22 protein-coding genes are annotated in these 18,634 nt (G+C 32.0%); 4 read left to right on the forward strand and 18 right to left on the reverse strand.

Annotation, left to right across the window (positions count from 1 at the left end; genetic code table 11):
- Positions 1-7: 7 nt before the first annotated feature.
- The 12 genes from ACHRVZ_RS00660 to ACHRVZ_RS00715 all read right to left on the reverse strand — a co-directional run bounded on the left by ACHRVZ_RS00660 (position 8) and on the right by ACHRVZ_RS00715 (position 9,170).
- Entirely contained in the window at positions 8-475 is a 468-nt protein-coding gene (locus ACHRVZ_RS00660) for an SRPBCC domain-containing protein (RefSeq protein ID WP_395420078.1), read from the reverse strand.
- A 7-nt stretch (positions 476-482) separates the two neighbouring features.
- Entirely contained in the window at positions 483-806 is a 324-nt protein-coding gene (locus tag ACHRVZ_RS00665) for an ArsR/SmtB family transcription factor (protein ID WP_395420079.1), read from the reverse strand.
- 183 nt (positions 807-989) lie between these two features.
- Positions 990-1,373, reverse strand: coding sequence for a hypothetical protein (locus ACHRVZ_RS00670; protein WP_395420080.1), 384 nt, complete (start codon positions 1,371-1,373; stop codon positions 990-992).
- 92 nt (positions 1,374-1,465) lie between these two features.
- Positions 1,466-3,052, reverse strand: coding sequence for an ABC-F family ATP-binding cassette domain-containing protein (locus ACHRVZ_RS00675; protein ID WP_395420081.1), 1,587 nt, complete (start codon positions 3,050-3,052; stop codon positions 1,466-1,468).
- Between the two features lie 243 nt (positions 3,053-3,295).
- Positions 3,296-3,664 (reverse strand): hypothetical protein, encoded by a 369-nt coding sequence (locus tag ACHRVZ_RS00680; protein WP_395420083.1) that lies wholly within the window; start codon positions 3,662-3,664, stop codon positions 3,296-3,298.
- A gap of 189 nt (positions 3,665-3,853) precedes the next feature.
- Positions 3,854-4,786, reverse strand: coding sequence for a transglutaminase (locus ACHRVZ_RS00685; protein WP_395420084.1), 933 nt, complete (start codon positions 4,784-4,786; stop codon positions 3,854-3,856).
- Positions 4,787-4,804: 18 nt separating this feature from the next.
- Complete coding sequence (locus tag ACHRVZ_RS00690; RefSeq protein ID WP_395420086.1) at positions 4,805-5,656, reverse strand: substrate-binding domain-containing protein; 852 nt, start codon at positions 5,654-5,656, stop codon at positions 4,805-4,807.
- A gap of 57 nt (positions 5,657-5,713) precedes the next feature.
- Positions 5,714-6,187 (reverse strand): DUF4265 domain-containing protein, encoded by a 474-nt coding sequence (locus ACHRVZ_RS00695; RefSeq protein WP_395420087.1) that lies wholly within the window; start codon positions 6,185-6,187, stop codon positions 5,714-5,716.
- 73 nt (positions 6,188-6,260) lie between these two features.
- Positions 6,261-6,653, reverse strand: a complete 393-nt coding sequence (locus ACHRVZ_RS00700; RefSeq protein ID WP_395420089.1) for a VOC family protein — start codon at positions 6,651-6,653, stop codon at positions 6,261-6,263.
- Between the two features lie 61 nt (positions 6,654-6,714).
- Positions 6,715-7,584, reverse strand: a complete 870-nt coding sequence (locus ACHRVZ_RS00705) for a nucleoside phosphorylase (protein WP_395420090.1) — start codon at positions 7,582-7,584, stop codon at positions 6,715-6,717.
- A gap of 228 nt (positions 7,585-7,812) precedes the next feature.
- Complete coding sequence (locus tag ACHRVZ_RS00710; protein WP_395420091.1) at positions 7,813-8,145, reverse strand: translation initiation factor; 333 nt, start codon at positions 8,143-8,145, stop codon at positions 7,813-7,815.
- Positions 8,146-8,219: 74 nt separating this feature from the next.
- Entirely contained in the window at positions 8,220-9,170 is a 951-nt protein-coding gene (locus tag ACHRVZ_RS00715; protein ID WP_395420092.1) for an isopenicillin N synthase family dioxygenase, read from the reverse strand.
- A 297-nt stretch (positions 9,171-9,467) separates the two neighbouring features.
- On the opposite strand from ACHRVZ_RS00715, the gene ACHRVZ_RS00720 reads away from it, so the two are divergent.
- Both ACHRVZ_RS00720 and ACHRVZ_RS00725 read left to right on the forward strand, forming a co-directional pair.
- A complete protein-coding gene (locus ACHRVZ_RS00720; RefSeq protein ID WP_395420093.1) occupies positions 9,468-11,444 on the forward strand; it encodes a thiamine pyrophosphate-dependent enzyme in 1,977 nt (658 codons plus the stop codon).
- 68 nt (positions 11,445-11,512) lie between these two features.
- On the forward strand, positions 11,513-13,255 hold the full coding sequence (locus tag ACHRVZ_RS00725; RefSeq protein WP_395420094.1) for a DUF885 domain-containing protein: 1,743 nt from the start codon (positions 11,513-11,515) through the stop codon (positions 13,253-13,255).
- Between the two features lie 212 nt (positions 13,256-13,467).
- Here ACHRVZ_RS00725 and ACHRVZ_RS00730 read toward each other — a convergent pair whose 3' ends face one another.
- The 4 genes from ACHRVZ_RS00730 to ACHRVZ_RS00745 all read right to left on the reverse strand — a co-directional run bounded on the left by ACHRVZ_RS00730 (position 13,468) and on the right by ACHRVZ_RS00745 (position 16,014).
- Complete coding sequence (locus ACHRVZ_RS00730; RefSeq protein WP_395420096.1) at positions 13,468-14,439, reverse strand: zinc-binding alcohol dehydrogenase family protein; 972 nt, start codon at positions 14,437-14,439, stop codon at positions 13,468-13,470.
- Positions 14,440-14,517: 78 nt separating this feature from the next.
- The gene (locus ACHRVZ_RS00735; protein WP_395420097.1) at positions 14,518-15,093 is read right to left on the reverse strand and encodes a Crp/Fnr family transcriptional regulator; all 576 of its coding nucleotides are present in this window, start codon (positions 15,091-15,093) and stop codon (positions 14,518-14,520) included.
- Between the two features lie 24 nt (positions 15,094-15,117).
- Positions 15,118-15,597 carry a hypothetical protein gene (locus ACHRVZ_RS00740; protein WP_395420098.1) on the reverse strand — a complete coding sequence of 160 codons (480 nt, stop codon included), beginning with the start codon at positions 15,595-15,597 and terminating at the stop codon, positions 15,118-15,120.
- 9 nt (positions 15,598-15,606) lie between these two features.
- Positions 15,607-16,014, reverse strand: coding sequence for a glyoxalase (locus ACHRVZ_RS00745; protein WP_395420099.1), 408 nt, complete (start codon positions 16,012-16,014; stop codon positions 15,607-15,609).
- A 59-nt stretch (positions 16,015-16,073) separates the two neighbouring features.
- Between ACHRVZ_RS00745 and ACHRVZ_RS00750 the strand changes: the two genes are divergently transcribed.
- Positions 16,074-16,457 (forward strand): acyl-CoA thioesterase, encoded by a 384-nt coding sequence (locus ACHRVZ_RS00750; RefSeq protein ID WP_395420101.1) that lies wholly within the window; start codon positions 16,074-16,076, stop codon positions 16,455-16,457.
- A gap of 81 nt (positions 16,458-16,538) precedes the next feature.
- On the forward strand, positions 16,539-16,967 hold the full coding sequence (locus ACHRVZ_RS00755; protein WP_395420102.1) for a hypothetical protein: 429 nt from the start codon (positions 16,539-16,541) through the stop codon (positions 16,965-16,967).
- A gap of 84 nt (positions 16,968-17,051) precedes the next feature.
- Here ACHRVZ_RS00755 and ACHRVZ_RS00760 read toward each other — a convergent pair whose 3' ends face one another.
- Positions 17,052-18,308 (reverse strand): mechanosensitive ion channel family protein, encoded by a 1,257-nt coding sequence (locus tag ACHRVZ_RS00760; protein WP_395420104.1) that lies wholly within the window; start codon positions 18,306-18,308, stop codon positions 17,052-17,054.
- Entirely contained in the window at positions 18,301-18,588 is a 288-nt protein-coding gene (locus tag ACHRVZ_RS00765) for a DUF3817 domain-containing protein (RefSeq protein ID WP_395420106.1), read from the reverse strand. The genes ACHRVZ_RS00760 and ACHRVZ_RS00765 overlap by 8 nt, the downstream gene beginning before the upstream one ends.
- Between the last annotated feature and the right edge of the window lie 46 nt (positions 18,589-18,634).

The raw sequence follows: 18,634 nt of genomic DNA on the forward strand, positions 1-18,634 counted from the left end.
GTTTTTTTTATTTTAGTTTATTGAGAATTTCTTGTATTCTGTTGTGCGCCATATTAATGCCTTGCGCAAAAGGGAGTTTCAACATTTGATCTCTAAGTTCGACCGATTTGTAAACAATATGCATTTTAAGTTTGCTGGTTTCTTCTGTAAGAGACTCAAATTCTAGAAACTCAAGCTGTACAGCAAAAGGGGAGTTCTCCATTTCAAATGTGCGGGTTATTTTCTGATTGTCTACAAATTCATGAATAACACCATTGGCTTGAAATACAACATTCCCATTATTATCACTGGTTACAAACTGATATCCTCCGTGCACTTTATTCTCTAGTTTCAGAACCTTTGTTCCCATCCATTGTTCTACAATTTCAGGTTCGACATAAGCTTTAAAAAGTAATTCTAACGGAAGATCAAATTCTCTGGTAATTACAATTTCCTGCCTATCATTTTCGGCACTAATTTTTGTTTTTGGTTCCATAATTTGCTTATTTTTTGGTTTTATAGTTTTTCATTATTGCTTCTAACTTATTAAATCGATCGTCCCACATTTTTCTGAAAGGCTCAATAAAATCAGCTACTTCTTTCATTTTTTTAGCATTAATGTGATAGTAAATTTCGCGGCCATTTTGGGTCTGTTCCAGAAGTTCACATTCGCTGAGTATTTGAATATGTTTCGAAATTGTTTGTCTTGAGGAATCAAAATTTTCGGCAATTGTGCCTGGAGTCATAGCTTGAATAGCCACTAAACTCAATATAGCCCTGCGAGTAGGGTCGGCAATAGCCTGAAAAACATCTCTACGAATTTCCATTGTGCAGTTATTTAACTGCAAATATAATGCAGTTATTTGACTGCGCAAAATTTTTCAATGCTTTTTCACAAACATAACCATCAATAAATTAATCACTTAGATAATAAATTACTTCAAAAAACGGTTTAAAACTTAAAAAACCTCTGAAATCATTTAGCTTCAGAGGTTTTAAAACGTTCTTAATCAATTTTCAATTGAAGGACTAGCTTTTTTAATTTCAATTTTAGCCAAAACAACTATAATAGCAATTTCAGCTAAAAAATAGAGCAATCCCAAATTTGTAATTTCTTTATAAAAATAGAGCACCAGAATCAGTGTAATAAAAGAGTAGAAAATATTCGCCAAACCAATAATCTTCAAACAAATTTTCCAATTCTCCTTAACAAACAGGCAACACAAACAAGAATATACAGCAAGAACACAAGCAAATATCGCCAGAAAGTATAATACATCGCGCGGCATTCCAAAAGCAGTCTGAAATCGAACCAATACAATCCCTAAAAGAAAGGCTGAAAGCAAAGCCCCCACACTATCAATAAGAAAGATTCTTTTATACGTTAATGTCATCTTAAAGGAATTTAAGCTCTGAATATCATCAATTTAACAAACTAAAGTAAGAGTTTAATACATAATAATCAACTGTTTTTTTACACAATAGACTAAAGTTGAATACTTCGCTCTATATTAATTTGCTCTAAAAAAGATTCATCATGTGAAACCACAATCAAAGTTCCTTTATATTCATTGATCGCAGCAGTTAGAATTTCAATGTTCTGGATGTCTAAGTTATTTGTTGGTTCATCTAAAATAATAATATCAGGAGATTCATTATTGATTGTCAAACAACAAAGTATCAAACGCATTCTCTCGCCACCACTTAAGCTACTGCAAAATTTATCCCAATAATCCCGATTGAATAAAAAGCGATTCAATCTCATTTTTATATCATGTTCTTCTAGAGCCGAAGTGTTAAATTGCTGCGCCTGTTCATAAACTTTAAGCTGATTTTTTATTAAAGAATAATCCTGATCGATATAAACTGATTTATTTCGGGCTCTAAAAACAATTCCTTGTTTAGGTTCAAGTTCGCCTAATATTATTTTTATCAGCGTTGTTTTACCGGATCCGTTGAGGCCCTTTAGAACAATTCTTTCGCCACTTGTAATTTCAATATTCAAATTTTCTTTCCAGAGAAATTGATCATTAAAACCGTAATTAATATCATTTGCTCTGAAAAGTATTTTTCCTGTATGCAGAACCGAATTATCAAAGCCAAATTTCATCTGGTCAATATCAGGCAAAGCAGACCGTAATTCGCGTAATTCTTTTGAAATGCCATCAATTTTTTCAACATGAATGCTTTTTAGCTTAGAACTACTATTTTCGGCATTATTCCGCAAAGTATTCATCATGATTCGTGCAACACCTGCCTTTTCCTGTTTCTTCTTTCCGCGCGCATCGAGCTTTTGTTGTCGTTCTAACGTTTCACGTTCTTTTTCTTTGGCTTTTCGCAGCGCTTTTTCCTTGCTTTGTAAATCCTGATTTAAGGCGTTACTTTCAATTTGTTTTTGTTCAGTATAAAAATCATAATTTCCGCCATAAACGGCAATACCACTTTTACTAAGTTCATAAACTTTGTTTAAAATATTTAGCAATTTTCGGTCATGGCTTACAATAATCAGACTGTTTGTTGTTGTAGTAATAAAACTATATAGTAATTCTCTCGTTGGGATATCCAGATGATTACTCGGTTCATCTAATAAAACCAATTCTGGATTATGAATCAAAATACCAGCAAGAAAGACTTTTGTTTTTTGTCCGCCACTCAATGTTTCTATTTTTTGAGTTAAATCTAAATCAGATAATTGCCAATAATTGAGAGCATCATTACAACGATCTTCAATAGTCCAATCATCATTTAAGATATTCAAATTTTCCTCTGTAACATTACCGTTTAATATTTCTTTTAAGGCTTTGAATTTTTCATCTACACGCAATGCTTCAGCAATTGTCAGATGATTAAATTGCCCGAAAATTTGTGGAATATAATAGGGTTCAGAACTAGTTCTTAATTCTCCACCTGAAGGTTTTAACTCGCTGGCAATAATCTTAAGTAAAGTCGATTTTCCAACTCCATTATTACCAATTAATGCAATTTTTTCGTGATTATTAATTGTAAAACTAATGTTGTCAAACAGCAAATCACCATTATTATGTTTATATGAAATATTTTGTAGAATAAGCATAATTTCTTTCTATAAAGATGAATAAATAGAGCAACCACAAATGGTGGTTTACTCTCTAAATTGTCTGAAAGAAATTATTTTTCACATAAAGTAATGCATCAATTTTAAAGCGCAAAGATATGATTTCTATTTTAAATTTAAAAAATTACAAATACTTGTTCTACAAATAAAAAACCACTCAGTCCTTTTGGCACAAAGTGGTTTTCAATACGAACAATACAAGTTCTATAAATAAACTTAGACTTATATTTTACTAAGCGTCAATTTCATTTCTTTACTATCTAATATCAATTTATCATCTGTTATAGTACTTTCACAAGGATATGGGGTTCCTGTTTCATCTTTAATTACTAAACTTTTACCACCTTTTGTCAATGCATACGTACCATTAGTTATTTCTGATTGCATATAACCTGTTACGTGACCATCTTCTGTAAAAGTTAAATTTCCTTGCGTTAAAATAACATTTTTAGCAGAATCTGATAGAGGCATTTTAGCTTCTACAGCAGTAATTTTCCAAGAATTAACTAATTTATTTCGACCCTTATGACATGAAATCATTAATACAGTCAGCAACATAATTCCTAAGATAGATAATTTAGATTTTTCCATGATTATATGATTAAAAGTTAGACTATAGAAAATTACAAAATATTTTCTAATTAAGAATCTAAAAATCAAATATTTACACCAATCAATAAATTAATTTTGCGATATCAGTTAAAAACCTGTCAATTTACCTTTTTCAAACCAAACAACAGAACCTTAAATACTTAGCTTTTTGATGTCTTTCAAAAAAATCTAGTTTAAAGTCAATGCTCCCAGAATCTCATCATACATGAAAGGTCCACCAGGATATTTAGCTGTATAATCAAGATTCATCCAAACTTGCCCACGTTCATCTATGTGATAATGAATCTTTTTGCCATAACTTTCTTTTACAAAAAGCACATTTTTAATCAAGTAATTGACTTTTTCTAAGTCAATTAAAGAACCTATTAGTATTTCTGGATAAATATGCCCTTTGGTATGAATTAACCTTGGTGTTCCGCCAATAGATCGAATTGCAGCCGCCATTAAAATCGAATGATCATCGCAGTCGCCAGAAAAATACTCTAATGATTCGCTTGCCGTCGCAATATAATCGCCTTCTTTAGGATCGTTAACGTAATTCCAGCGACTATTAATCTCTTTAAAGACCGCAAAACACTGAATAATGGTTCTATAATCAGAATACCCTTTTAAACCTTTAAAGTGCTTTGTTGTTGCCATTATAGCAAAATTTCGAACCTTTGGATTCTGATATTCTATTGCATTGATAATTTTTGATTTGTTTGGAAACGGAAGCAGCTTTGCCACAATTATATCTTGCGGAAAAGGATTATCTGACATCGTATAAATCATAGAATTATAATCTTCAGAGATTTCGTTGAAGCCATAATTTCCTATAACTGTTCCGTAAATTAAAACCAATAAATAAACCGCAATACAAAGAATTATAATGGTTCGCAACAACATTAAAAGGAAGAACATAGCTGCAAAAACAAAGAGAAAAATAAAAACACGATCTAAATTGAATGGCCATTCTAAGTCAATCAGATTTTGATGCAGAATGATAAAAATCGGAATCGTTATCAAAAGACTTAATAGCATAATAATAATCCTATCCCAAGGTGATTTCACCTGTAATTTGGATTTTAATTGCGGAAAGTCAATTTTAGGGAAATTTATCATAAGAATCAAAAGCAGTTTTTACAGCGCTTTTACCGTTTCAACAAAAGTACTTTTTTTATCAATAATTCCGAGATCAAATAATTGATTTTGAATTTTAATAAATGCTTTTTCATTCAAATTCTTCTGAGACCACTGTGTTAGTTTTAGCCATTCCTGAATATCTTCAATTTTTTGATTGAACAATCCTGATAATGTTTTATCAATATTAGGAATCTGAGCAAAATCTTCAGTGGTTCTATTTATTACTTCGAGTATTTTCTCAACAGCTTTAGGATTCTTTTTTAAGAACTCATTTCGAACCGCAATTACAAATGAAGGCCATGGAGTAGGGCAGTCGCCAACTCTTCTAAAAATACCTTTATCAACAAGAGGTTTTGTCATGAAACGTTCCCACATAAAATAATCAGCAGTTCCGTTGGTCAAAGCTTCAACAGCTCCATCAATTGTATTTATGATTTCAAATTGCAAATTATCTGTTTTCCAACCTTGTTCATGTGCATTTACATACGCCATTAACTGAGATCCAGAACCTAATCTTGAAATAGCAACTTTTTTATCTTTTAAGTCTTTAACCGTTTGAAAATCTGATTTTGCAGCAACATGAATTCCCCAAATCAAAGGCGATTGTACATATATTTGAACAATTTTACTTGGATTTCCGGCAACAATGTCTTTTACAATTCCTTCAGTCAGAATAACAGCCATATCAGCTTCTCCATCACGAAGCATCTGACACATTTTGCCTGTACCTTCCGGAATATCATTCCATTGTAAATCAATATTCTCTGCTTCAAATTCGCCATTCTCGATGCATAAATGCCATGGTAAATTGAAGTGCTCAGGAACACCTACAATTTTTACAGTTTTCATTTTAGTATAAGTTTAAGTTAAGTTTGGTAAGCGTATTATAAGTTAATTTGGGTTTGTTTAATTTTTCAGCAAATCGGCTCTGTGCTTTTCTGAAAGACAAGGTTCTGTAAATTCAATGATAGAATTGGATTCATATTCATTCAATAAACTTTTCACAATCGAGTAATCGACATCTTTTACTATTTCAGCAGCAAGAAATGTATCGTTTAAAGCTTCAGATATACAGTTTATTGCTTTAAGTTTTTCTCGGATTATTGCTGCGTCAAATTCTTTGTCTAAGATTAAAACCTGAACAATAGAATTCCCTGAACTTTCAAGTGTTTCTTTATGAATAAAACACTTTTCATTTTCATCATATTCTGCGCGAAATGTATCGTCAGTTGCAATTAAAGGTCCAAAAAAGGGAATATTATCTAATTTAAAATGTCCTTTGTCCAAATCAATAATTTCTGCCCACATTGTTTCTGAAACTATTTCTTCGAGATAAGTACTGTAATATTTAAACAAGATTTTCTTGTGTGTTTCTGCCATTATATAATTTTATACTATTTTTTTAAGCGTGATCTCTTCTGTTAATTATCTAATTTTCAAATTGACCACTTCTCTAATTAATCTCATCTATTATTGCTTTCAATGGCGACAAAACAATGCGATAACCATCTGGATCTAAAAACATTTTCCCGTTTTCATTCCAGAAAGGATTATTTGAAGCTATAATTGAAATGTTATTATGTACAAGTCTGCTTATCAACTGATCATAATCTAAAATTGATTTTGGATAAATTACAATTACATCATCCGGATCAAACGTGTGATTTGCTTTTTCTTCAGATTTAGTAAATTCAAAATGCCAGTCTAAACCTGATTTTCCAATGAAGACTCCGTCGTAATTATTATGATTCTGAAAATCGCCTAAAAGTTCAAAACCTAGAAGATTAACGTAGAAATCTACCATTTTTTCTAAATCATTAGTATGTCGTGCAACTCTTAAAAACATAACCTAAAATTTAAATGCAACTTTAAAATCATCTAATTTTCTAAATCGACAAATTATCTAATTACTTTCCAGCCAATTTATTCAACGTATATGCAATTAACTCATCAACAGCTTTATAAGGATCTTCACTAAATGTTCCTGAAGCGCGATTCGCAATAATTGCATTTAATGACAATGCCTTATGCCCTAATAGTGCCGAAAGCCCATAAATCGCAGCCGTTTCCATTTCTAAATTGGTAATTCGATTGTCTTCAAATTTAAAACTATCCATTTTACTGTTTAATTCTTCATCTTGAATATTCAAACGTAAAACACGCCCTTGTGGTCCGTAAAAACCTCCGGCAGTAGCAGTAATTCCTTTAAAAATCTTATCCGATTCGATCAATTTTTCTAATTCTTCAGAACAGGCAATTGCATAAGGTCTTCCTTTTCTAATATCCCAATTCGTCTGACTAATAAAAGCATTTTCAATCTCTTGATTAGAAACTTCGTCAATCAAATAAGAGCGAAGCATATTATCCAATCCTAGTCCAAATTTAGACATTACAAAACTATCCACAGGAATATCAGCTTGCAGAGATCCCGAAGTTCCAATTCTGATAATGTTCAAGGAAGTTAGCTTTTCTTTTGGCAAACGAGTTTCTAAATCAATGTTTACCAAAGCATCCAGTTCATTTACAACAATATCAATATTATCAGGCCCAATTCCGGTTGACATTACAGAAATTCTTTTCCCTTTATAAATTCCGGTTTGCGTTTTAAATTCTCTTTTTTGAGTTGAAAATTCTATTGAATCAAAAAACTGAGTGATTTTTTCAACTCTATTTTGGTCTCCAACAAAAATTATATCATTTGCAATATGTTCAGGACGAAGGTTTAAGTGATAAACGCTTCCGTCTGGATTAAGTATTAATTCTGAATTTTGTATCATTTTTTTAAGGTTCAAAGTAACAAAAGTTCTAAGGTTCTGAGTTTTCTTTTGTAGAGAGGCGCACAACATTACGTCTTTCTTTTACAGATTTAACGGATAGAACTGATTGTCACAGATTTTTATTTTACGTTTTATTCTAAAACCCCAAGCTTTACGGTTAAATATTTATAAATAAAGATTTTAAGTCTCAATAACAAACTTGAAACCTTAAACAATCTTAAACTTTCTTTACCCTCCAACTCGTTTTGTTTTAAATCCTTTTTCTTTAAGGATTACCATGATTTTATCTCGGTAATCTCCTTGAATAATAATCGATGCATCTTTGAAAGTTCCGCCAACACTAAGTTTTGTTTTAATTTCTTTGGCTAAGATTTTAAAATCTTCGTCAGATCCTTCGTAACCTTCAATTATAGTTGTGGCTTTTCCTTTTCGTTTTTCAAATTTGCAAATCATAGGCTCTTTTTGAATATAAAGCACATGATCCTGTTCCTGAATTTCTTCCGGTTCATTTGATTCGATATGATCTGGAAATAAATTTTTTAATTGATCTTGTAAGTCCATTGTTCTATCTTAAAATTAAAAAGACATTAAGCGTAAACTCAATGTCTTTTTATTATTTCTCGTAAATTTAAAGATTATTTCTTAATTAAACCTAAATCTACTAAACGTTCGTATAAATAATCACCTGCAGTAATATCTTCGAATTTCTTAGGGTTTTCAGCATCTATGCAGTTTTCTAAACAATCAAGGCGCATATCGCTCACAGGATGCATAAAAAATGGAATCGAATAACGAGATGTTCCCCATAATTCTCTTGGTGGATTTACCACTTGATGAATTGTCGATTTTAATTTATTATTTGTGTGTCTTGATAACATATCTCCCACATTTATAACCAATTGATCGTCTTCTGCGATAGCATCAATCCATTCGCCATCATGATTTTGAACTTGTAAACCTTTTCCCTGAGCTCCCATTAAAAGAGTAATCAAGTTAATATCACCATGAGCCGCTGCACGAATTGCATTTTCCGGTTCAGAAGTAATTGGTGGATAATGAATTGGTCTTAAAATAGAATTTCCTTCTTTTGCGTACTGATCAAAATAAAATTCATCTAAACCTAAGTGTAAAGCCAAAGCTCTTAACACATAAACACCTGTTTTTTCAAGCATTTGGTAGGCTTCTTTACCTACAGCATTAAAACGAGGCAATTCTTTCACATCAACATTGTCCGGATATTCTGAAGCATATTTTGAACTTGCGTCAACATACTGCCCAAAATGCCAAAATTCTTTTAAATCTCCTTCTTTACGTCCTTTAGCATGCTCTTTTCCAAAAGAAACATAACCTCTTTGTCCGCCAATTCCAGGAATTTCATAATCATGCTTGGTTTCTATTGGCAAAGCGAAAAATTTTCTTATTTCGCCATAAAGCTCGTCTACTAACTGATCATCTAAAAAGTGACCTTTTAGGGCTACGAAGCCAATGTTTTCAAATGCACTGCCGATTTCATTTACAAATTTTTGTTTACGTTTCGGGTCGTCCGAAAGGAAATCACGTAAGTCTACACTAGGAATGTTTTGCATACTTTACATTTTTATTTTAAAAAGACAATAAGGATCCATAAATCCTTATCAATAACAAAGGTATAGAATATTTTATATTTGAATTTTAAATTTTTGCATAAAATTAAGTTTTTAAGGTCATATTTAATAATTTGATATTAATTACTTCCATTTTAAAATGAAGTTATCCGATGAAAGCCTCATTTACTTTTTTTAAGTAAATTACTCCATATTTCTTCAAAAAGTTAAATTATATAACAATTAATACCTTAATTGTTATATTTATATATCTTTGAAATACTTAAAAACGATAACCAAATGATCTTTTACAGACAAGACCTTACTGATGCCAAGTTATTAGAGTTATATAAGAAAATACTAAAACCTCGTTTAATCGAAGAAAAGATGCTAATCTTAATTCGACAAGGAAAAGTATCAAAATGGTTTTCAGGAATAGGGCAGGAGGCCATCGCCGTTGGAGTTACTGCTGTTTTAGATGAATCTGAATACGTTTTGCCAATGCATAGAAATCTGGGCGTTTTTACTTCGAGAGATATTCCGTTGCATCGTCTTTTTTCGCAATGGCAAGGAAAAGCAAATGGTTTTACAAAAGGCAGAGATCGCAGTTTTCATTTCGGAACTCAGGAATATAATATTATTGGTATGATTTCGCATTTAGGCCCCCAATTGGGTATCGCCGACGGAATTGCATTAGCCAATAAACTTCAGAATAACAATAAAATCACGGCTGTTTTTACAGGAGAAGGCGCTACAAGTGAAGGTGATTTTCATGAAGCCTTAAATATTGCAGCTGTTTGGCAGTTACCGGTAATGTTTGTAATTGAAAATAATGGTTACGGACTCTCAACACCTACAAGCGAGCAGTATTTTTGCGAAAATCTTGCTGATAAAGGTATCGGATATGGAATCGAGAGTTATATTATTGACGGAAATAATATATTGGAAATCTACAACAAATTATCTCAGTTAAAAGCACAGATGCAAGAAAACCCGCATCCGGTTTTATTAGAATTCAAAACCTTTAGAATGCGAGGACATGAAGAGGCGAGTGGCACAAAATATGTTCCGCAGGAGTTAATGGACGAATGGGCAGCTAAAGATCCTGTGCTAAACTATAGAAATTATCTAACTGAAATTGGTGTTCTTACAGCCGAGTTTGATGAACAGTTACACAATGAAATCAAGCAGGAAATTGACGAAAACTGGGCAATTGCAAATGCTGAACCAGAAATCATTCCGACTTATAGTGGAGAATTAAATGATGTTTATAAACCTTATCTATTCGAAGAAGTTAATCCATCAGATGAGATAAAAAATATTCGTTTTATAGATGCGATTAGAAACAGTTTAGAACAATCCATGCAACGCCATAAAAACCTTGTCATTATGGGACAAGATATTGCAGAGTATGGCGGTGCTTTTAAAATTACGGATGGTTTTGTAGAGACGTTCGGAAAAGGTCGGGTTCGGAATACTCCAATTTGTGAGAGTGCCGTTGTTTCTACAGGAATGGGATTATCGATAAATGGTTATAAAGCAATTGTCGAAATGCAATTTGCTGATTTTGTTTCTACGGGTTTTAATCCAATCGTAAATTTATTAGCAAAATCACATTATCGTTGGGGCGAAAAAGCCGATGTTGTGGTTCGAATGCCTTGTGGCGGCGGAACTCAGGCGGGACCTTTTCATTCGCAGACCAATGAAGCTTGGTTTACTAAGACTCCAGGTTTAAAAGTAGTTTACCCTGCATTTCCATATGACGCAAAAGGTTTATTAAATACTTCGATAAACGATCCAAATCCGGTTTTGTTTTTCGAACACAAGCAGTTATATCGCAGTATACATCAGGATGTTCCAACAGATTATTACACGATTCCGCTAGGAAAAGCAGCTTTATTAAAAGAAGGAAAGTCAATTACGATTATTGCTTTTGGAGCTCCTGTTCATTGGGCATTAGAAACTTTAGCTAATAATCCTGAAATAGAAGCAGATTTAATAGATTTAAGAACTTTACAGCCTTTGGATACTGAAACTATTTTTAATTCGGTGAAAAAAACGGGGAAAGTGATTATTTATCAGGAAGACACTTTGTTTGGAGGAATTGCAAGCGATATTTCGGCGTTAATTATGGAAGAATGTTTTGAATATCTTGATGCTCCGGTAAAAAGAGTTGCCAGTTTAGATTCACCAATTCCGTTTACAAAAGCTTTAGAAGATCAGTTTCTACCAAAGAATCGTTTTGAAGAGGTTTTATTCGATTTATTGAAATATTGATTACAAACCGTAAATAGTTTTGCATAAAGAACATTTTTTTTATCTTTAAACCATAAAAAACATAATTTATGAAAAAACTATTTGTTTCGATTTTTGCGATTACGCTACTTTTTTCCTGTAATAAAAGTACTAAGTCTAACGAAGATAAAGCTTTAGACGGAAAATTTGACAAGTATAAAGATGGTTTTGTAACCTCTTTATGGAAAATTAATCCCGGTTGGGCTTCTGGCGTTGGCTACCATAAATACGATAGTATTTTATCTATTCCGGATGCTAACGAAGAAAAAAAACAACTTGATTTTGTCAATGCGCAGCTAGATTCCTTAAAACAGTTTAACATTGAAGATTTGTCTGATAATAATAAGACCGATTTTCAAATGATTAAAAATCAGCTTGAAAGTACTATTTTTAGCATTAAGGAGATGAAATCATCTGAATGGAATCCTTCTGAATATAATGTATGCGGCGCTTTTGCAGAAATTTTAAACGGAAATTACGATTCTTTAGAAGTTCGTTTACGTGCTTTTAATACTAAAATGAACGGAATTCCCGCTTATTACGAAGCTGCTAAAAAGAATATTAAAAACCCAACTATTGAACATACCGAGCTTGCAATAGCGCAAAATTTAGGTGGATCTTCTGTTTTTGATCTTGATTTAAAAGCTGCTTTAGATAAAAGCAAATTGAATGCCGCTGAGAAAAAAGAAATACTAGACAAAGCTAAAGTTTCAGTAAAAGCAATCGCTGATTATGCAGCGTGGCTAAAAGCTTTACCAAATAAAACACCTCGTTCTTTTAGATTAGGAAACACATTATACGCTAAAAAATTCAATTTTGATATTCAATCAGGTTATAGCGTTGATCAAATCTATAAAATTGCCGTTGATCATAAAAAAGACTTACACGAAAAGATGTTTGTTCTTGCTGCTAAACTTTGGACAAAATACAAAGGAAATGAACCAAAACCTGCAAATAAACTGGATTTAATCAAACAGGTAATTGATAAAATCTCATTACAACACACAACTCCGGAAAAGTTTCAATCTGAAATTGAAAAACAAATCCCGGAATTAACCGCTTATGTAAAAGCTAAAGATTTATTATACATAGATCCTTCAAAACCACTTGTAGTTCGTAAAGAACCAGCATATATGGCGGGAGTTGCGGGAGCATCAATTTCTGCACCTGGTCCATATGATAAAAATGCGAATACATATTATAATGTAGGTAGTATGTCTGGCTGGACAGCTGAAAATGCCGAAAGTTACTTGCGCGAATACAATGATTATATTCTTCAGATTTTAAATATTCATGAAGCAATTCCTGGACACTACACACAACTAGTTTACAGCAACCAATCGCCGAGTATTATTAAATCTATTTTAGGAAATGGTGCCATGATTGAAGGTTGGGCTGTTTATGCTGAAAAAATGATGCTGGAAAGCGGTTATAAAAACTCTGACGAAATGTGGTTGATGTATTATAAATGGAATTTAAGAACAACTTGTAATACGATCTTAGACATTAGTGTTCATACTAAAAATATGTCTAAAGAAGCGGCTTTGGATTTATTGACAAAAGAAGCTTTTCAGCAACAAGCGGAAGCTGACGGAAAATGGAAACGTGTAACTTTATCGCAAGTTCAATTGTGCTCTTATTTTACAGGATATACTGAAATTTACAACCTAAGAGAAGAACTTAAAAAACAAGAAGGAGATAAATTCAATTTGAAAAAATTCCATGAAAAATTCTTAAGTTTTGGAAGTGCTCCCGTAAAATATATTAAAGAATTGATGCTTTCTAAAGAGTAAATTCTAAAATATTTTTGATCAAAACAAAAAAGGTTTGATAAGATGAATAATCTTGTCAAACCTTTTTTTATGCATTTCTAAGTCAATTTCAAAGATAAATAAAATACAAAGCTTAAACACACTCTTATCGTTCCTCGAAATGACAAACAGTGTCGATAATTGATATTTTTAAAAATCCGTTTTTATCAGCGTTCAATTAATACTATTTACCTTTAGATGATAACGACTAATCGTTTACCATCTAAAACTTCTCTCGACCAGGCTTCTTCAATATCAACTAAAGAAACGGTTTCTATATTTACTTTTAATTTGTTTTGAGCTGCCAGAAGAAACATTTCGGGAAGAATTTCTGAGAATAATAATTTCACTTCATTTTTAGACCAACTTCCTAAACCGGAACCTGATAATTGCAGATCAATACTTCTTAAAATTCCCGAAGACAATTGAATATTATCACCCGCCATTCCGCCAATAGTGACATATCTTACTTTATTTGTAAACGATCCGTTTCCTTTTAAAGCTGTGAGAATCAATTCTGCCGGATGTCCCCACAAATAATCTAAAATAATATCAATAGGAGTATTGGAATGCATTTGCTTAAGTTGTGCGATAATTGCGTGATCATCTTGTCTCAGAGAAACTACTTCATCAGCGCCCAGTTCTAAAAGGTTCTGAAGCATTTTTTCGTTTCTTCCCGTAACAATTATTTTCTTTGCACCATAATGTCTGGCAATCTGAATCGCGATTTGCCCTGTAAAACCAGTTCCTCCATTAATTAGGATAGTTTCCCCCTTTTGAATATTTGCTCTAAACTTAAGAGCCATCGCAGAACCCGCAACCGCATTAGGAAGTGAGGCAGCAATTGCATCACTAATTCCGTCAGGTAAAGGCACTACTATATTTTTATCAATAATCGCTTTTTCAGCAATTGTACCGCTAATTCCGCGAGCATAAACTCTGGTTCCGTTTTCAAGTAAACCAACTCCATCGCTGCCAATTACAAAACCATTTTGACTGTTATTTTCAGAAGAATAATGTTTTCCGCTTGCTTTTCCTTTGTCGAGATTAGTAATTGCAACTGCTTTTACCGAGAGTAAAATTTGGTTTTCGTTTTGTACAATTGGTTCTGCAAAATCTGCACATTTTGGCATTTCGCCTTTTTTATAAACTACCGCTGCTTTCATAATTATTAAATTTTATGCTGCAAAGTTCGGTCGGCGTCTATGGGGAGACGATAACATTTGTTATCAAATGCAATCCGGCTATTTTTTGTGAACTAATTTACTTTTAATACGGCTTAAATGTACTGTACTTACGCCAAGATAAGAAGCAATATAATGTTGAGGAACACGCTGAAGAACCTGAGGTCTTTCTTCAATTAAATTAAGATAACGTTGAGTGGGAGAGTCTTTTATAAAAGACACAAAATGCTTCATATAATCGAACGTTCGCTCAAAAAGCATATTAATAAAACGATCTCTTAACTCTGGAATTTCTTTAATTTCTTCGAGAATTTTATCTAAATCTTTTTTAGAAATCCACCAAATAACTGAAGGTTCTATCGTTTCAATAACAACCGGACTTGGCATTTTTTTCATAAAACTTTCGATAGAAGCTACACTTTGATTTTCGAAAAAAAACTGAGTTGTAAGATCTTTTCCATTATTATTAAACCAAACCCTAATACAGCCTTTTTCGATAATAAGTAGCTTTTTTGAGATTTCGCCTTCTTCTAAAAGAATTGTTTTTGCAGGAACTTCTATACGTTGAAAGAAATTTGTGTATTCAATCCATTTTGAATCATCGAGAAGGAATTTATTTCGAAATTGATCAAACATCGGTTTATTATATCTTGTAAATTATTAATCTACATTAGAATTAAATCCTGTACGAATTGCTAAAATATGAATTATTATCTGATCGAGAAACTCAATCTTTTCGTCATGAACCTGTAGAAACATTTTTTGCAAGGAACTCCAAAATTTCTGTTTTATATCTGCTACTTTAGTTCTGTCTGCAAAATAGGAAAAATTGGTATTAAAAGAGAAATGATTACCTCTTGTTTTTCTTAAACTTTTATTTTGATTAAAAAATATATTGGTTTGAGTAATTTCACTTATATATTTTGTTTTTTCTTTATTTTGAAATAAAATTTTGTATTTCGCTGAGCTAAAAGGAGATTCATAGCTTTGAAGTTCCAAAATAAGATCATCATTAGAATCAAATATTTTTACTAAATTCTTTTTTAACCAATTAAATTTAATTGTTGAATAAAACAATAATTCACCATTTTTATAAGCAAATAGACTTTGTTTTCTATTTTCTACAATTTCTATTTCCATTTATGAAAATTAATTCGAATTAGACTCCAATTCAAACAATTGCACTTGGCTTTTCAGGCGATCGACCAGTAAATTCATCATTCTTTTGTTTAAGCTTGATGAATTTTGAATGTATGTATTGTATTCTTCAATAGTGAAAAGCGCCATGACAATTCCTTTTAGGGAATTTCTGAATTTAATATCTTTTTGAATAGAATTTTCGATGACCTGAAGCTTTTTTTCGACCGTATACGAATAAAAATCAGCTTTGTTTTTATTTACATAATTAATAAAAACAGCAATAAACAAATCGTTCTGAAGTTTTAAAATTGGCCTAATTGTCTGATTTTGAAACAACTCATCTGCTGAAGATTGAGCACTTACAGTTCCTAAAGTTTCGCCTCTGAATTCTCTTAAAAAAGTGTCTCTATCTTCCATGTTTTTTCTTTAAATTTAGAAAAAAATCCAATACAAAAATTTTAATTTAAAGTAAAATTATGCGCTTTCATACAAGAAAATGGGTTAAACCCGAAGATTTAAATCCAAACGGAACTTTATTTGGCGGAAAATTATTAGCCTGGATTGATGAAGAATTGGCTTTGTACACCATTATACAATTAGAAAATACAAGAGTCGTTACAAAATACATGTCTGAAATTAATTTCAAAAGTTCGGCCCGACAAGGTGATATTGTCGAAATTGGAATTGATGTTGTAAAGTTTGGAAATACTTCTCTAATTCTAAAATGTGCTGTTCGCAATATGATGACGCGCGAAATCATTATCACAATTGATCAAACTACAATGGTAAATTTAGATGAAAATGGCAAACCAAAAGCACACGGAAAAACTCAAATAGAATTCGTAAAAGATCGTTTATAAATAGAATCGCGATGTTAAGTGATATAAAAGTGGGTCTAAATAAACTTATATCACTTATGAATTTAAAAAACTCAACTCAAAATGATGAAAAATTTTATAATGCTTTTTTTATCCGCAATACTATTGATGTCTTGCAATTCTAAAGACAAAAAAAGCGAATACAAACATATTACCTATCAAGCAGTAAACGGAAAAGATACCGCCATTTTAGCAATAAACATTAATGATAAACGATTCTATGGGCGTTATGAAATATTATATCACAAAATAGGGAAAGATTCCGGAGATGTAAGGGGAGATTTAAAAGGTGATACCTTAAGAGGTGATTTTCATTTTATTTCTAACGGAGGAAGCTGGAAGAGAGTACCACTGGCTTTATTAAAGAAAGAAAACAAACTTTTTTTAGGAAGCGGAACAATAGGAATCTATTTCAATCTTCCGTGTTTTATGCCGGGAACTCCAATAGAATATAATAATACAAAATTTGTTTTTGAAGAAGTGAAAAAGTAGTTTTCAGTCTCAGTATTCAGTCTCAGTTTAATCGTGACTGAAAACCGGCGCTTTAAAACTAAAACTGAATACTGAGACTGAAAACTAATCTAAATGCCCAATCTTTGATGGCAGTTCGAAAATTTCAAGATCAAAATACACTACAGAAGCCATTATATGATCGAAAATATCGGCCATAATATATTCGTAATTTGCCCAACGTTTGTCGCTCGAAAAAGCATAAATTTCTAATGGAACTCCATGTGCAGTCGATTGCAGCTGACGGCACATAATGTGCATGTCTTTATTAAGTCCGGGATGCGTTACCAAATATTGAATTATATACTTTCTAAACAAACCTAAATTGGTCATATTTCGACCATTAAGCGACAGTGATTTATCTACGCCGCGCAAATCATTGTATTTTTCAATTTCTGCTTGTCTGGTTTCTATGTAAGAATTTATAAGCTGTACACGTTTCATATGATTCAGATCATCATTATTTAAGAAACGAATACTGCTGCTTTTAATAAGAATGTGTCTCTTAATACGTCTTCCGGCAGATTTTTGCATTCCGCGCCAGTTCTGAAACGAATCCGAACTCAACGCATAAGTTGGAATGGTGGTAATAGTATTGTCAAAATTTCGAACTTTTACAGTTGTCAAATTAATTTCGATAACATCACCATCAGCACCAAATTTTTCCATTGTAATCCAGTCACCAATACGAACCATATCGTTGATGGCTACCTGAACACTCGAAACAAATCCTAAAATTGTATCTCTAAAAATCAAGATAATAATCGCCGAAAGTGTTCCTAAAATCGTTAGTAATTCTCCTTGTTTTATTCCGAATAACTTCGAAATAATAATCGCCACTCCAAAAATCCAAAGCACGATCATAATAACCTGAACAAAGCTATCTATTGGCTTATCACTGTATTCCGGTTTCTGCTTTAAATAATCACGTAAAGCGTTAAAAATAGTTCTGACAATCCATAATGTTATCAAAACAATATAAACACCAACTATTTTTCCAAAAACAGCTTCCCAATATTCGTATTTGTCTAAAATAATTGGTACAGCTTTATAAATAAAGAAAAACGGAATTAAATAAGCGGTGTATTTTGTGGTTTTATTGTGAATTAAATAATCGTCAAACTTTGTTTTAGTACGTTGGGCGAAAACGGCGGTTAACGTAACTAAAACAAATTTTGCGATGTAATAAATGGCAAAAGCCAAAGCCACCATAATGGCTATATTAAGAATTAGGCTAATGTAAGACGCAAAATTACGGCTCATTCCCCAATCCCTAAAAAGGGGATATAAAAAGTTAAATATTTTATCCAAAAGATTAGGCATTATTTTCTAAATATTTTTTCTCAACATAAAAAGTTCCAAAAGGAATAAGAGAAGCTATTTGAATAATTCCGAATGTTTTTAAATCCCAATTTTGTGGTTTTCTAAGTAAAAAAGCCAATAACACATATCCTATAAATAATACACCATGCGTCATTCCGAGTGGACGTAATAGAGTACGATAAAGTTCAGGATTATTGGTTTTAACGAAAAGCATATTTGTAAATAATACTAAATAAGAGATTCCCTCTAAAATTGCAGTAACTTTGAAAATCTTGAGCATGTATATTTTATTTTGAATTTAATAGCAGCAAAATTAAGTATTATGG

The sequence above is a fragment of the Flavobacterium sp. FlaQc-57 genome (assembly GCF_044007395.1).
Lineage (GTDB): Bacteria > Bacteroidota > Bacteroidia > Flavobacteriales > Flavobacteriaceae > Flavobacterium.